Annotated in this window: 12 protein-coding genes; 9 read left to right on the forward strand and 3 right to left on the reverse strand. The window is 73.0% G+C overall.

What is annotated here, in order from left to right; all coding sequences use genetic code 11:
• Nucleotides 1-58: 58 nt before the first annotated feature.
• Both LWP59_RS20375 and LWP59_RS20380 read right to left on the reverse strand, forming a co-directional pair.
• A complete protein-coding gene (locus LWP59_RS20375) occupies nt 59-5,530 on the reverse strand; it encodes an ATP-binding protein (RefSeq protein WP_144637109.1) in 5,472 nt (1,823 codons plus the stop codon).
• Nucleotides 5,531-5,727: 197 nt separating this feature from the next.
• The gene (locus LWP59_RS20380; RefSeq protein WP_144637110.1) at nt 5,728-6,348 is read right to left on the reverse strand and encodes a chemotaxis protein CheB; all 621 of its coding nucleotides are present in this window, start codon (nt 6,346-6,348) and stop codon (nt 5,728-5,730) included.
• Between the two features lie 124 nt (nt 6,349-6,472).
• Here LWP59_RS20380 and LWP59_RS20385 point away from each other — a divergent pair, with 124 nt between their 5' ends.
• From LWP59_RS20385 to LWP59_RS20405, 5 genes are all read left to right on the forward strand, one after another.
• The gene (locus tag LWP59_RS20385) at nt 6,473-6,814 is read left to right on the forward strand and encodes a hypothetical protein (RefSeq protein ID WP_144637112.1); all 342 of its coding nucleotides are present in this window, start codon (nt 6,473-6,475) and stop codon (nt 6,812-6,814) included.
• 73 nt (nt 6,815-6,887) lie between these two features.
• Complete coding sequence (locus LWP59_RS20390) at nt 6,888-7,547, forward strand: TetR/AcrR family transcriptional regulator (protein ID WP_144637114.1); 660 nt, start codon at nt 6,888-6,890, stop codon at nt 7,545-7,547.
• A 100-nt stretch (nt 7,548-7,647) separates the two neighbouring features.
• Entirely contained in the window at nt 7,648-8,595 is a 948-nt protein-coding gene (locus LWP59_RS20395; protein WP_144637115.1) for a heavy metal-binding domain-containing protein, read from the forward strand.
• Nucleotides 8,592-9,398: a heavy metal-binding domain-containing protein gene (locus tag LWP59_RS20400; protein ID WP_144637117.1), complete on the forward strand. Its 807-nt coding sequence runs from the start codon at nt 8,592-8,594 to the stop codon at nt 9,396-9,398. The genes LWP59_RS20395 and LWP59_RS20400 overlap by 4 nt, the downstream gene beginning before the upstream one ends.
• Nucleotides 9,398-9,787, forward strand: coding sequence for a hypothetical protein (locus tag LWP59_RS20405; RefSeq protein ID WP_144637119.1), 390 nt, complete (start codon nt 9,398-9,400; stop codon nt 9,785-9,787). Before LWP59_RS20400 ends, LWP59_RS20405 begins: the two co-directional genes overlap by 1 nt.
• Nucleotides 9,788-9,796: 9 nt before the next feature.
• Here the strand turns inward: LWP59_RS20405 and LWP59_RS20410 are convergent, their stop codons facing one another.
• Nucleotides 9,797-10,549 (reverse strand): IclR family transcriptional regulator domain-containing protein, encoded by a 753-nt coding sequence (locus tag LWP59_RS20410; RefSeq protein WP_222425495.1) that lies wholly within the window; start codon nt 10,547-10,549, stop codon nt 9,797-9,799.
• 124 nt (nt 10,550-10,673) lie between these two features.
• Between LWP59_RS20410 and LWP59_RS20415 the strand changes: the two genes are divergently transcribed.
• Genes LWP59_RS20415 through LWP59_RS20430 form a run of 4 tightly spaced genes read left to right on the forward strand, consistent with a single transcriptional unit; the run spans nt 10,674 to nt 14,453 of the window.
• Complete coding sequence (locus LWP59_RS20415; RefSeq protein WP_144637120.1) at nt 10,674-12,014, forward strand: aromatic ring-hydroxylating dioxygenase subunit alpha; 1,341 nt, start codon at nt 10,674-10,676, stop codon at nt 12,012-12,014.
• Nucleotides 12,014-12,478, forward strand: a complete 465-nt coding sequence (locus tag LWP59_RS20420; RefSeq protein WP_144637122.1) for an aromatic-ring-hydroxylating dioxygenase subunit beta — start codon at nt 12,014-12,016, stop codon at nt 12,476-12,478. Before LWP59_RS20415 ends, LWP59_RS20420 begins: the two co-directional genes overlap by 1 nt.
• Nucleotides 12,475-13,443 (forward strand): PdxA family dehydrogenase, encoded by a 969-nt coding sequence (locus LWP59_RS20425; RefSeq protein ID WP_144637124.1) that lies wholly within the window; start codon nt 12,475-12,477, stop codon nt 13,441-13,443. Before LWP59_RS20420 ends, LWP59_RS20425 begins: the two co-directional genes overlap by 4 nt.
• The gene (locus tag LWP59_RS20430) at nt 13,443-14,453 is read left to right on the forward strand and encodes a 2Fe-2S iron-sulfur cluster-binding protein (RefSeq protein ID WP_144637126.1); all 1,011 of its coding nucleotides are present in this window, start codon (nt 13,443-13,445) and stop codon (nt 14,451-14,453) included. Before LWP59_RS20425 ends, LWP59_RS20430 begins: the two co-directional genes overlap by 1 nt.
• Nucleotides 14,454-14,455: the final 2 nt, after the last annotated feature.

A 14,455-nucleotide genomic window follows, 5' to 3' on the forward strand; every position in this document is an offset into this window, starting at 1 on the left:
CCGCCGGGCCCGCTCCGGGGGCTACGGCTACCCGGCCGTGGCCGGGTAGCCGTACGTCCTACGCCCGCGCCAGGCCACGCTCCACCGCGGCGATGATCTGCGGCCGCAGCTCCTCCGGGCGGATGATGGCGTCCACCGAGCCCACCCGCTGGGCCCGCTGGATCGAGTGCACGCCGTCGAACTCGGTGGCCACCTCGCCCAGTTTCTCGGCCCGCACGGAGGCCCGGACATCGGCCAGGCGGGTGACCAGTGCTGCCCGCTCGGCTCCCTCCGCGGAGGCGATCCCGGCTTCCAGCTCCGCCACGCGCGGGTCGCGGGCGGTGCGCATGTTGACCTCGCCGGCGAACACGACCGCGGCGGCGGGCGCGCCGCCGAGCACGGAGGCGTACGAACCGTCCACGGCGAGCACCGTCATGTTCGGGTTGAGCGTCTTGGAGAACACCACGAATGCGCCACCGTGGTACCGCGAAATGACGCAGAACACGATGGGACCGCGGAAGTTCACGATCGCCCGGCCGATCTCGGCGCCGTACTCCAGCTGCAGCTTGCGCATCGACTCCGGCGAGCCGTCGAACCCCGACAGGTTCGCCAGCACCACCAGCGGCCGGTTCCCGCTCGCCGCGTTGACCGCCCGCGCGACCTTCTTCGACGAGCGCGGGAACAGCGTGCCGGCGGTGTAGGTGTCCGGGCCGTCGGTGGGCGGGAACCCGCGCCGCGGCACCGACCGCGACTCGATGCCCACCAGGCACACCGGCAGCCCGCCAAGGTGCACGTCCTGCACCACCGCGGTCTCCGCGTCCGCCATCCCGGCCCAGCGCTCCAGGATCGGGTGGTCCTGATCGGACAGTGCCCGCATCACCGTGCGGATGTCGAACGGCTTCTTCCGGTCCGGGTTGGTCTCGCGGGAGAAGACCTCCCCCACCGTGGTGAAGTCGCTGTCCACCACCGCGTGCGGGTAACCGGAGACGTCCCGGTCGAGCGGGTCGGTGGTGCCGGCCCGGCGCGGCCCCTCCTCGCCCGGCGCCACATAACTGTGGTCGTAGTGCGACAACAGCACGCCGTACGCGGCCGGCAGGTCCGGCGCCCAGTACTGCGCCTGGCCGTTCGGACCCATCACCCGGTCGTAGCCGCCGATGCCGAAGTTGTCCTCGGCCGACACTCCGCCGGAGAAGTCCAGCGACTCCTTCCCTGTCAGCACCATGGCCGAGTCCGGGGTCATCACCAGGATCCCCTTGGTGTGCATGAGCATCGTGGCCTCGGCGTTCCAGTACGGCTGGGCGCCGACGTTGATGCCGGCCACCACGATGTTGATCTCGCCGCCGTCCTGCGTGAAGTGCACGATGCGGCGCAGCGCGGCCGCGATCCAGTCCATGTTCTCGGTGCCCGAGTCCATCGCGATCCGCGCGCCCGCCGACAACGCGTACCACTCCACCGGCACCCGCCGCCGCTCGGCGAGGTCCAGCGCGGCGATGATCCGGGCGCACTCCGGTTCGGACAGCGCGCCCAGCGCCTTCGTCGGGTCGCCCAGCAGCACCACCCGGGTCATGCCCTCGGGGTACCGCTCGGTCGGGGTGGTCGCCACCCCCGCCACGATCCCGGCCTTGTTGAGCCCCTTCGGCCGGTCCACCGGTGCCAGCGCACCTGCGTCGTCGAGGTCGTACTCGGTGAACGACCCGCCAGGCCCGGCGATCATGCCGGTCAGCTCGTACGGGTAGGCCGTGCCGCGCCGCCGCGCCCGCAGCACCTTCTGGCCGTAGTCGTCCAGCGGCTGGACCGGCTCCGACGGCGGTTCGGTGAGCGCCAGCCGGACACCGGTCGCCGCGTCGTAGGAGATGCGCACGGCGACCGGGTACGGCTGCCCCGTCTCCGCGTCGCGCTGACGGCCGAGGAAGAGCACCTCCTCGACCCCGGCGCCGGCCGTCGTGGGCAGGACGCGCCGCGCGATCGCCTGCAGGTCCTCGCGCGTGAGGTCGCTCGCGGGCCAGACGTAGAGGACGATCCGGTTGGTGTCCAGCCGCTTCTTCGCCGGACGCTGCGCCTGAACCTTGCGGATCGCGTCGAGACAGGCGGCGAGCGCGCCCTCGACCGCGGGCAGCGCGTGGATGCGGCCCTCGTCGTCGCGCAGCGGGGTCAGGTCGCGGACCTGGGCCATCGCGACGAGGCGCTCGTCGGAGGAGTTCTCCGGCGCGACACAGCGCAGCAGATAGACGTCCTCGTCGGCCGACGGCAACCGGGTCAGGTCGAACTCCCGCAGCCGCCACAGCTGCAGCCGCTGCCCGATGAGCGGGTGCAGGCCGCGGATGAGCCTGTCCTCGGCCAGCCCGGCTTCGGCCGGCCGGAACGTGAAGTGGTGGTGCAGCACGGCACCGCTGGTGCCGGCCACGGTCGTGGTGATCCGGCGCAGCCCGGCGGGCAGTCCGGCGGCCGTCAGCGCGGCACGCAGCTCGCCGGCCATCGCGTCCACATCTGACGGCTGGTCCGGCCAGGTGAGGTAGATGTCGGCCGCCGTGGCCCCGTCCACCTTCGCCACCGCCGCCAGCGCCTCGGCCAGCTCGCCGAAGTCGGCGACCGTCGCCAGCAGCCGCTGGGGTTCGCCGTCGAGCTCGTAGCCGCCGGTGACGAACGGCCGGCCACCGACCGGCTCGCTGCGCACGCCGGAGAGACCGTGCTCGCGGTAGTAGCGGCGGCACAGGACTTCGAGCAGCGGGCCGACCTGCGCGGCCGGGCGGCCGATGCGCTGGCCCAGCAGCCGCACGAGCGGCTCGGGGCTGGCGACCATGGCGGCGATGCGCTCTTCGCGGTCGGCCGCGTCCGGATGCCGGTCGAGGTGGCGCAGGTGGCCACGCACCCGGCTGTAGACCTCGGCGCGGGTGCGCCGCAGCAGCGGCTGGGCGAACCAGCGGAACACCAGGCTGCGCGCGAGGTCCCCGATCACCGGGAAGCGCAGCTGGGTCGCCACGATCAGCCGCTCCAGCGCCTGCCCGACGGTCTGCCGGAGCTCGCCGCCGGGCGGCGCCTCGGTGAGCCACTGCTGCAGCAGCGCGGTGACCACCGCCGCGTCGGCGCCGGCGCGCTGCTGCGCGAGGAAGATCCGGAACACGGCCTCCTCGAGCGCCGGCGTGCGGTCCAGCCCGTCGACCCCGTAGTGGCCCAGCACCCGGGTCAGCCGGCCCTGGAAGGTCTCCGACAGCCCGGCGCGCTCGGCGTCGAGGCTCTGCAGATACGTGTGGAAGTGCTCGCGCGGGCTGTGCACCCGCGTCTCGGCCTTGGTCTCCTCGCCTTCGGGCTTGTTGCGGCTGAGCTCGGACAGGTCGGCGAAGACCTCCAGCAGCCCGACCTCGGCCTCCAGCGGCCGCCTCGGCAGCTCCGCGCGCGCGGCGAGGTAACCGGCCAGCGGGCGGCCCCCATCGCGCGGGTCGACGTCGAAGCCGAGCAGCATGCTGCGCAGGTCCGCCAGGCCTCGCTCGGCACGGTGCTCGGCGGCGAGCGTGTCGGGCTCCGCGGGCAGGTCCAGCTCGACCGCGGCCGCGCCGGGCGAGGCCTCCGCGGCCGCGTCGCCGAGCGGTTCCAGGCGCAGCAGCGGCGCGCCGGTGCCGACCTGGCTGCCGACGGAGACCACGCATTCGCGCAGCAGCGCGCGGAACGGCGCCCGCAGCACCGTCTCCATCTTCATGCTCTCCAGCACCAGCACCGGGGCGCCGGCCTCGACCTCGTCGCCGGCCGCGACCGGCGTGGCGACCACCAGCGCGGGCGCCGGGGAACGCACGACCCCGCCCTCGTCCCGGCTGACCCGGTGGGTGACGCCGTCGATCTCGACCAGGTGGATCGGCCCGTGCGTGCCGGTGACCAGGCGGAACCGGTGGCCGTTGAGGTGGATCTGCCCGGTGTGCTCGTCGAACCGCTCCAGCACCGCGTCGACGGTGCGCACCTCGTCGCCGGTGATGAACCCGACGCGGTAGCGGCCAGGACCGGTCTCGGCGACGGTCAGCCGGTAGGCCGCGCCGCGCAGCTTGAGGTCGACCGGGCGGCCGCTCTCGTGCTGCACCTGCGGGCGCCCGCCGTGCGCGGTGGACAGCAGCCGCTGCAGCTCGACCCGCTTCTCGTCCTGGTAGGCCTCGATCCCGGCGACCGCGAGCGCGACACCGGAGTGCTGCTGGGACACCAGCCTGCCCTCGCCGCGGACCCGGTCGATCCAGCCGGTGTCCGCGCTGCCGTCGATGACCTCCGGCTCGCCGAGCAGGTCCAGCACGAAGCTCTTGTTCGTGGTGCCGCCCTCGATGACGACGGTCGTCTCCCGCATCGCGCGGCGCAGCCGGGACAGCGCCTCCTCACGGGTGCGACCGTAGGCGATGATCTTCGCGATCATCGAGTCGAAGTCGGCCGGGATCTCGTCGCCCTCGCTCACCCCGGTGTCGACCCGGATGCCCGGTCCCGCGGGCAGGTCGAGCAGCGCGATGCGGCCGGGGGCCGGCGCGAAGTCGCGGTCGGGGTCCTCGGCGTTGAGCCGGGCCTCGACCGCGTGCCCCAGCTCCGCGGGCGGCGTGCCGGTGAGCTTCCCGCCCGCGGCGACGTGCAGCTGGGCCTTGACCAGGTCCATCCCGGTGGTGGCCTCGGTGATCGGGTGCTCGACCTGCAGCCGGGTGTTCACCTCGAGGAACGCGAACAGCCGCTCCTTCGGGTGGTAGAGGAACTCGACGGTCGCGGCGCCGCGGTAGCCGACGGCCACCGCGAGCCGCTCGGCCGCCGCCTTGAGCTCGCCCGCCTGCTCCGCGGCCAGCACCGGCGAGGACGACTCCTCGATGATCTTCTGGTTGCGCCGCTGCACGGAACAGTCCCGCACGCCCAGCGCCCACGCGGTGCCCTGGCCGTCGGCGATCACCTGGACCTCGACGTGCCGGGCGCCGGTGACCAGGCGCTCCAGGAACACCACCCCGCTGCCGAAGGCGCGCTCGGCCTCCAGGCTGGTGCGCTCGTAGGCGTCGGTGAGCTCGGCGGCGTTCGTGACCACGCGGATGCCGCGGCCGCCGCCGCCCGCGGTGGCCTTGAGCATCAGCGGGTAGCCGATCCGCTCGGCCGCCGCCAGCGCCGCGTCGAGGTCCTCGACCGGGCCGCGGCTCCACGGCGCGACCGGGACGCCGACCTCCTCGGCGAGCAGCTTGGCGCCGATCTTGTCCCCCAGCTTGCGCATCGCGTCCGGGTCCGGGCCGATGAACGTCACGCCCAGCTTCTCGCACAGCTCGGCGAACGCCGGGTCCTCGGCGACGAAGCCCCAGCCGACCCACGCGGCGTCGGCGCCGGTCTCGACCAGCGCGCGCTCCAGCACGGCGAGGTCGAGGTACGGGCGCGCCGCCGCCGGGCCGAGGAGGTAGGTGCGGTCCGCCTCCCGCACGAAGGTGGCCGTGGCGTCGGCATCGGTGTAGAGGGCCACCGTCTCGATCCGCGGCCCGCCCTCCGCGTTGAGCTCACCGACGGCGTGGATGAGCCGCATCGCGGCCTCTCCCCGGTTGACGATCGCGACACGACTGAACACCGAATCGAGCCTCACCTAGTTGACGACACACGGACGCGGCCCCCTGGCCGCCCGTCCAGCATCCCGCTTACCGGCCGGTAGATGCTCGTCCGTGGTGTTGCGTGCCGGAGGGCGATTTTTGTGGGAACCCTCCAAAGGCGCGGCCTGACCGGCCACTTCCCGGCACCCCTCCCGCACCGGTGCCGGTGAGAGCCTGGTCACCCGGCTGCTCGCGGCGCCGGTTCCGGGGCGCGGTGGGCGTGCGCCTGGATGGCCGCGGCGATGTCGGGCAGCCCGAGGACCTCGTGCACGAGGCCGGTGTCGATCGCCGCGCCGGGCATGCCGAAGTACGCCGAGCTGGCCTCGTCCTGGGCGAACACCGTCCCGCCGCAGTGGGAGACGGCGCGGATGCCGGCCTGCGCGTCGTGGCCCTTGCCGGTCAGCACCACCGCGAGCGCGCGGGGGCCGCAGGTGACGGCGAGGGTGGCCAGCAGCAGGTCGGCCGAGGGCCGGTACGGCGGCGCGTTCCCGACGTCGAGCAGCCCGATGCGTGCCTCGGACGTGATGAGCAGGTGCCGGGCCGCGGGCGTGACGAGCACGGTGCCGGGGACGAGCTCGTCGCCGTTGGCGGCTTCGCGGACCGGTAGGGCCGTGCGGGTGCGCAGGATGGCGGCGAGCTGACTGGGGTGCTCCGGGGCCAGGTGCTGGGCCACGACCACCGCGGCGGGCAGGTCGGTCGGCAGCGGCGCGAGGACCTGACTCAGCGCGTCGAGGCCACCGGCGGAGGTGACCAGGGCGACGACCGGGAACCGCAGCGCGTACGGATCCGGCGCGCTCACGGCCGGGACCCCCCGGCTGGGACGGCCCTGGCATCTCTGTGCCCGCACATGAACCCATTCTCACAGACCGCGGCGAGCGTCCAGGATTCGGCGCGCGGCGGCCCTGCGCGGCGGTGCCGGCGCGGTGGGCTGGAAGGTGGGCGCGGGGCAGCGGGAACACCTCGGTGGCATGGTCATCGGGCACCTGCCCTCGGCGACGCGGCTCAGTCCCGGCGGCCGTTACGATCCCGCGGAGATGGTGGCGGACAACGTGTTCCGTCGCGCGTTCGCGCTCGGGCCGTTCCTGCCGGGCTGGAGGCGGATGCCGGCCGAGCTCCTGCACGCGATGGACGAGCCCCTCTCCCCGGGCGAGGCGATCATCACCGGTTCGGTCGTGCAGGTCCCGGTGGCGCCGGGCGACGAGGTGCGGGCGGACTTCCCCCGGGGTCGGCGCAACCGCTCTCCGGAATCGTTACACCCACCGTAGGTAACTATGACCGTCCACTCCCGGAGTTCGGTGACGACCACTGGTTGTAACGAATCGGGGTATGCTCCGGCGCATGGTGCGAACACGCCGGGCAGCGCAGCCGGACACCGCCGCCCAGCGCCCCGGTGGCCGCCCGCGCGACGCGGCGCTCGACGAGGCGATCATCCTGGCGACGAGGGAACGCCTGGTGCGCGACGGCTACTCGCAGATGACGATCGGCGACATCGCGGCCGACGCCCAGGTCAGCCGCCCGACGCTGTACCGCCGCTGGACCAGCAAGTTCGACCTGGTCGTCGACGCGCTGGACTACGGCTTCCGCAAGCAGCACGACATGTACACCCTCGACCTGAGCGCGCTGGAGCCGCGCGAGGCGTTCACCGAGGCCGTCCGGCGGCTGAACCCCGCCTACTACAACCCGGACGCGATGGTGCTGATGGGCAACTTCGCCGGCGAGGCCGGCCGCACCCCCGAGCTGCTCGAGATCCTGCGCAAGCACGCCGTCGAACCGCGCGTCACCCTGCTCGAACGGGTGCTGGCCGAGCTGCGGGAGCGCGGCGCCGTCCAGGACGGCATCGACACGCACACCATCGCCACGATGTGCTTCGGCAGCTACTTCGCCGCGTTCTACCGCGGCGAGCGCACGAAGACGATCCCGGAGAAGGTCGTCGCCGTGCTGTGGCCGGCGATCGCCACGAAACCCAGACGACCTCAGGCCAAACGCGCCGGCGCGTGACTCGGCCTGGACGTCTGCCCACGGCGGCGACACCCAGCGCCGGCATTTCCCCGCGATCTGGAGCGCGCTGCTCGCCGCGCGGGCGGAGGGCGTGGGCGGCGTGCTCACCACTGTCCTGCGCTACGAGGTGGGCAAGGTCCTGGGCGCGATGCGGCGCACGCCGGGCCGCCGAGGGGCGAAGATCGGCATGCCCCCTCCCGATCGTGCCAGAATGGCGTTCGACGAGAGGGAGAGGCGCTTGGCCTGGAACGGGAAGGGGCTGCCCCCGGTCGCCGCGCGGCGGATCGAGCGCGCGCGGGGGTCGGGCGTTCGCACGTCGCTGCTGTCCGTGCCGGCCTCGGTCGCGGTCGAGAGCGCCGGGCTCGACACCGTCGGCGAGGTGATGGGCTGCGTCGTCCAGCAGCGGGTCCCGCCGATGATGCTCACCCCGCTGTCGCTGACCGTCGACTACCGCCCCTACGTGCTGGCCTGGCGGCAGGGGTGGGCGACGGCGCTGGACCGGCTGCGCGAGGAGGCCGCCCGGCTCGGTGCGAGCGGCGTCGTCGGCATCCAGCTGACCCGGCAGCCGCTGACCGACCTGACCGAGGAGATCGTCGCGCTGGGCACCGCCGTCCGCGACCCCGCGGCAGCGGCGCGCCCCCGGCCGTTCACCACGACCCTGCCGGGCACGGACGTCGCCAAGCTCCTCGCCGGCGGCTGGGCGCCCGTCGAAGTGATCGTCGCCGTGGCCGTCACCGGCATGTACCGCGACTACTCGCTCCAGCGGCAGACGTCGGTCTTCGCCGGAAACATCGAGGTGGACGCGCTCACGGCACTGGTGACGCGTGCGCGGTCGGAGGCGCGCCGCGACTTCGCGAACCTGCTGCGCCGCAGTGGGTCGGACGGCGGGATCGTCTCCTCGATGTCGCTGGAGATGCTGCCGATGCAGGAGACCACCGCGGGCGCCCGCGCGGACATCCTCGGCACCGGAATCGCCCGTACGACGCGATCCGCGCCGGCCGGGACGTTGAAGATCATGCCCCTGGGCAACGGGAGGAAACCCGGATGACATCCACCGAAGGACTGCCCGAGGACGCCAGGCACCGGCTGGCGGAGATGCGCCCCGGCCAGTCGACGGAGCTGTTCACCTCCGACCTGAGCGTCAACGAGTTCCTCCTGGTGCGCGAGGCCGGGTTCCGCCCGCTGGGCCTCGTGCTCGGCACCAGCGTCTACCACGTGGGCTTCCAGATGCGCCGGTGGGGACGCAACCAGGAGCTGGAAACGCTGTCCACCGCGATGTACCACGCCCGCGAGCTCGCGATGGACCGGATGGAGGCCGAGGCGGACCTGCTCGGCGCCGACGGGATCGTGGGCGTGCGGCTGGAGATCGACTTCAAGGAGTTCGGCACCGACCTCGCGGAGTTCATCGCGGTCGGCACCGCGGTGCGGGCCGAGGAGCCGGGGCAGTGGCGCAACAACGCCGGGAAGCCGTTCACCTCGGACCTCTCGGGTCAGGACTTCTGGACGCTCGTGCAGGCCGGGTACGCCCCGCTGGGCATGGTGATGGGCTCGTGCGTCTACCACATCGCGCACCAGCGGATGTTCCAGGCGCTGGGCAACATCGGCCAGAACGTGGAGATCCCCCAGTTCACCGAAGCGCTCTACGACGCGCGGGAGCTGGCGATGAGCCGGATGCAGACCGAGGCCGAGCAGCTCGCGGCCGAGGGCATCGTCGGCGTGCAGCTGCTGTCGCTGCCGCACCGCTGGGGCGGGCACACCACGGAGTTCTTCGCCATCGGCACCGCGGTGAAACCGTTGCGGCCGGACCACCTGATCGCCAAACCACAGCTCGTGCTGCCGCTGGTGGACTGATGGGTGGCGAGATGATGGAGGTGCACCTGCTCGCGGCGGCGCTGCGGGCGGACCGCGCGGACGTCGAGTCCTACGCCAGGGTGCTCTCCGACGCGCTCGGCCAGGCCCTGCCCGCCGGGATGGTCGAGGTGGAGCGCCGCCGGCGGTTGCGCGGCGAAGGCGAGCCGGTGGCCGTGCGGGTGCGCACCGACGACCGCGAGCTGGAGCTGCGCACGGCCCGGCACGGCGGGGTGAGCGCCGAGATCCGGCACGTGGTGCGCGGCGTGGTGATCAGCAGGCGCACGGTCGGCGTCGACGAGTGGCTCGAGGCGCTCGCCGGGGAGCTGGCCAAGCTCGCCGCGCGCGACGCCGCGGCGCACAACGCGCTGTCGAGGCTCCTCGAAGGCTGAGCCGCTCGCTCACAGGATGCGCCCCAGCTGGTCGGCGTTTTCCCGCAGTACCGGCAGGAACTCGTCGTACAGCTGCGCCACCGAGACCCGGCTCGCCATCGCGCTGACCGACATCGCCGCGACGGTGCGGCCGCGGGAGTCCCGCACGGGCACGGCCATCGACCGCAGCCCGAGCTCCAGCTCCTCGTCGGTGGTCGCGACGTCTTCGGCCCGGGCCTTTTCCACCCGCTGCCGGATTTCCTCCGCGCTGGTAGGGGTTTTCGGCGTGCGCGCCTTCGGCCGGGCAGTGTCCAGATAGGACTCCAGTTCCTCGGGCGTGAGCCCGGCCAGCAGGACGTGGCCCGTCGCCGAGGCATAGGCCGGCAGGGTCGCCCCGGTGCGCACCCCGGTGTTGACGATCCGCAGCACCTCGCTGCGGGCGACGAACAGCGACTCGCCGTCCTGCAGCACCGCGAGCGAGGCGGACTCCTGCAGCGCCTCGCGCACCGCGGCCAGATGCCGCTGGGCCAGCTGCGGCAGGGCCGAGCTCTCCACGTAGGTGTCGGCCAGGCGCAGCATCCTCGGCGTCGGGAAGAAGTACTTCCCGTCATGGGTCAGGTAGCCCAGCTCCACCAGCGTCAGCAGGCAGCGGCGCGCGACCGCCCGGTTGAGCTCGGTGAGCCGCGCGGCGTCGCTGATCGTGAGCTTCGGCGTGGCCCGGCTGAAGGCTTCGAGCACCGCGAGCCCCTTGGCCAGCCCGGCCATCCCCTCGGCAGCAGGCATCGCACTCCTCACACCGATCTTGACAAGGCAGCGAAACCGGCGTTTGACTGTTCGCGTAGTAGACGCTCGTTCGTTATCCGAACAATAGCACGAGCGGTCAGAGCTGTCGAGAGAAGGAGGCCGGATGGATCGCCTCAGCGGCACGACTGCCGGGCAGGCGCGGGACCGGACATGGCCGCGCTCGCTGACGCAGGTGCCCTACTGGGCCTTTCAGGACGAGGCGGTTTACCGCGCGGAGCAGGAGCGGCTCTTCCACGGCCCGTACTGGAGCTACCTCTGCCTGGAGGCCGAGCTGGCGAAGCCCGGCGACTTCTGCGCCACGTTCATCGGCGAGCAGCCGGTGCTGGTGACCCGGGACGTCGACGGGGAGGTCTACGCGTTCGAGAACCGGTGCGCGCACCGGGGCGCGCTGATCGCGATGGCCGACCACGGCCACGCCCGCGACTTCACCTGCGTCTACCACGCCTGGACCTACAACCTTCAGGGCGACCTCACCGCGGTCGCCTTCGCCGAGGGCATCGGCGGCAAGGGCGGGATGCCGCCGGAGTTCTGCATGGCGAAGCACGGGCCGCGCAAGCTGCGGCTGGCGGTCGTGCACGGCCTGGTGTTCGGCAGCCTGTCCAACGAGGTGCCCGACATCGAGGAGTACCTGGGCGAGGAGATCCTCGACCGGATCGACCGCGTGCTCGGCGGGCGCCGGCCGGTGGTACTGGGCCGGTTCACGCAGATGCTGCCGAACAACTGGAAGCTGTACGTGGAGAACGTCAAGGACTCCTACCACGCCAGCATCCTGCACCTGTTCTTCACCACGTTCGGGATCAACCGGCTGTCCCAGCGCGGCGGGATCATCGTCGACTCCAGCGGCGGGCACCACGTGAGCTACTCGGCGATCGACCGCTCGGCGGCGGCGAGCACCGAGTACAGCGAGCAGCGCATCCGTTCCGACAGCGAGTACCGGCTCGCCGATCCCTCGCTGCTGGAAGGGTTCAGCGAGGTCGGCGACGACATCACGCTGCAGATCCTGTCGGTGTTCCCGGGGTTCGTGCTGCAGCAGATCCAGAACTCCGTCGCGGTGCGCCAGATCCTGCCGCGTTCGGTGGAGCGCACGAAGCTGAACTGGACCTACCTCGGCTTCGAGTCCGACACCGAGGAGCAGCGACTGGTCCGGCTCAAGCAGGCCAACCTGGTCGGCCCCGCCGGCTACGTGTCCATGGAGGACGGTGGCATCGGCGGCTTCGTGCAGCGCGGGATCGCGGGCGCCTCGGGCGAGTACGCCACGGTGCAGATGGGCGGGGAAAGCGCGGCGTCGAGCGAGAGCCGGGTGACCGAGGCGTCCGTACGCGGCTTCTGGAAGGCCTATCGCGGGGCCATGGGCTACGACCTGGCCGACAGCCCGCCGGACGACACCCGCCCGGGCCGGCACCGCCGGGCGCGCGTGTCGCGGGCCGGACGGGAGGACGCGTGATGGACAACTCGGTCGCCATCGGCCGCGCGCAGGCGCGCTACGTGCGGTGCATCGACGACGGGTCGCTGGACGACTGGCCCGGCTTCTTCACCGAGGACTGCCGGTACCGGGTCACCACGGCGGACAACCACCGGCGCGGCCTGCCAGCCGGGCTGATCTGGGCCGATACCAAGGGCATGCTGCACGACCGGGTCTCCGCGCTGCGGGAGGCCAACATCTACGAGCCGCACAGCTACCGGCACATGCTGGGGCAGCCGGCGATCCTCGCGGAGTCCGGTGGCGAGGTCGAGAGCGAGACCTCGTTCCTGGTGCTGCGCATCACCGGCGGCGGCCCGACGGACGTCTTCGCCAGCGGGCGCTACGTCGACCGCTACGTCGTCCGGGACGGCGAAGCCCTGCTCCGCGAACGGGTCGTCGTCTGCGACAGCTCCGAGATCGACACACTGCTGGCGTTGCCGCTGTGAGCGCCGATCGCGTGCTGCTGGCGATCGGCGACCCGAACGGGATCGGGCCGGAGATCGCGGTGAAGGCGGCGAAAGCGTGCGAAGACAACGCGCCGGTGCTCGTCGGGGACCGCCCGGTGCTGGAAGACCTCGCGGCCGGTCAGGGCCTGGTGCTGCGGGACCACGAGACCGGCCGTCCGCCTGAACCCGGGGTGCTCGACCTGGTCGACGTCGGGCACCTGCCGCCCGGCGAGCACCTGCCGGGCGTCGTCAGCGCGGAGGCGGGCGCGGCGGCAGTCGCGTACGTGACCGCGGCGGTCCGGCTGGCGCTCGGCGGCGGGTTCCGCGGCGTGGTCGCGGCCCCGCACTCCGAAACGGCGGTGCACGCGGCGGGCATCCCGTTCCAGGGCTACCCCCCGTTGATCGCCCGGCTGACCGGCGTGCCCGAGGACCGGGTCTTCCTGCTGCTGCTCGGCGGCGGCCTGCGGATCGTGCACGCGACCCTGCACCGGCGGCTGGCCGACGCGATCGCGAGCCTGTCCCCCGGACTGGTCGTCGCGGCGGGCGCGGCCCTGCACGACGCGCTGGAAGCCATGGGCGTGGCCGATCCCCGGATCGGCGTGTTCGGCATCAACCCGCACGCGGGCGAAGGCGGTCTGTTCGGCGACGACGACGAGCGGGTCACCGCTCCCGCGGTCGCCGCACTGACCGAGCGCGGCCTGGCCGTGACCGGGCCTGCCGGGGCCGACGTCCTGCTCACCTCCGGTGGCTACGACGGGTTCGTCGCGATGTACCACGACCAGGGCCACATACCGGTGAAAGTGCTGGCGGGCAAGACCTCCGCCGCGATGACCGTCGGGGCCGGCGTGCCGTTCTGCAGCGTCGGGCACGGCACCGCGTTCGACATCGCCGGACGCGGGCTCGCCGACCCGGCGGCGCTCCTGCGGGCGCTGCGGCTGTTTTCTCCTGCGAAGGCGAGGATGTGATGAACCTGCCCATCCGGGTGGCGGGCACCGGGATCGAGTTCCCGTGCGCGCCCGGCCAGACCGTGCTCGAGGCCGCCGAGAGCGCCGGCTGGTCCATTCCGTACTCCTGCCGCAAAGGCGTGTGCACCACCTGCGCCGGTGGGCTGTGCGCGGGCGAGCTCGCCGTGCGCGGCCGGGGAACGATCGCCGGACCGGCGGAGGGCATCCTGCTCTGCCGCGCCGAACCGCTCGGCCCGGTCGAGATCGCCCCGCGCCGCATCGCCGCCCAGCAGCCGCCGGAGCGCAAGACGCTCACCACCGTCGTCTACCGCGTGCGGCGCCCCGCGCCCCGGGTGACGCTGCTGGACCTGCGGTTCCCGATCGGCAGGCGGGCGCCGTTCCGCGCCGGGCAGTTCCTCGACGTGCAGCTGCCCGGAGGCGACACGAGGCCGTATTCGCTGGCCAACTCCCCGCAGCACAACGACGCCGCGGAACTGCACGTGCGGACCGAGCCCGGCGGCCGGTTCTCCGAGGAGATCGTGGGCGGGCTGCGCCCCGGCGACACCGTGACCGTCGAGACGCCGTTCGGCGAGTTCGTGCTCGACGACGGCGACGGTCCGGTGCTCCTGCTGGCCACGGGCACCGGCTTCGCCCCGATCAAGTCGATCGTCGAGGACCAGATCGCCCGGCGGCGCAGGCGCCCCGTCCACCTCTACTGGGGCGGGCGCACCGAGGAGGACCTCTACCTGGGCGACCTGGCCCGGCGCTGGGCGGCCCGGCACGACTGGTTCAGCTTCACCCCGGTGCTGTCCCGTCCCCCGGCGGGCTGGGGTGGCGCGACCGGCTGGGTCCAGCAGGCCGTGCTCGCGGACTTCCACGATCTGGGCGACCACGAGGTCTTCGCCTGCGGCAGCGAAGCCATGACCACCACCGCACTCGCGACGCTCACCCGGGAGGCGGGCCTGCCCGCGGACCGGTTCCACGCCGACGCCTTCGTCCCGGCGGCCGAGGCCGTCGCGGTCCCCGACTGACC

The organism is Amycolatopsis acidiphila, from assembly GCF_021391495.1.
GTDB lineage: Bacteria > Actinomycetota > Actinomycetes > Mycobacteriales > Pseudonocardiaceae > Amycolatopsis_E > Amycolatopsis_E acidiphila.

Bases quoted from the DNA above. Each gene is read 5' to 3' on its own strand.
- LWP59_RS20390 (WP_144637114.1), top strand. From the start codon at position 6,888: ATGGTGCGAACACGCCGGGCAGCGCAGCCGGACACCGCCGCCCAGCGC.
- LWP59_RS20400 (WP_144637117.1), top strand. From the start codon at position 8,592: ATGACATCCACCGAAGGACTGCCCGAGGACGCCAGGCACCGGCTGGCG.
- LWP59_RS20405 (WP_144637119.1), top strand. From the start codon at position 9,398: ATGGGTGGCGAGATGATGGAGGTGCACCTGCTCGCGGCGGCGCTGCGG.
- LWP59_RS20410 (WP_222425495.1), bottom strand. From the start codon at position 10,549: ATGCCTGCTGCCGAGGGGATGGCCGGGCTGGCCAAGGGGCTCGCGGTG.
- LWP59_RS20415 (WP_144637120.1), top strand. From the start codon at position 10,674: ATGGATCGCCTCAGCGGCACGACTGCCGGGCAGGCGCGGGACCGGACA.
- LWP59_RS20420 (WP_144637122.1), top strand. From the start codon at position 12,014: ATGGACAACTCGGTCGCCATCGGCCGCGCGCAGGCGCGCTACGTGCGG.
- LWP59_RS20430 (WP_144637126.1), top strand. From the start codon at position 13,443: ATGAACCTGCCCATCCGGGTGGCGGGCACCGGGATCGAGTTCCCGTGC.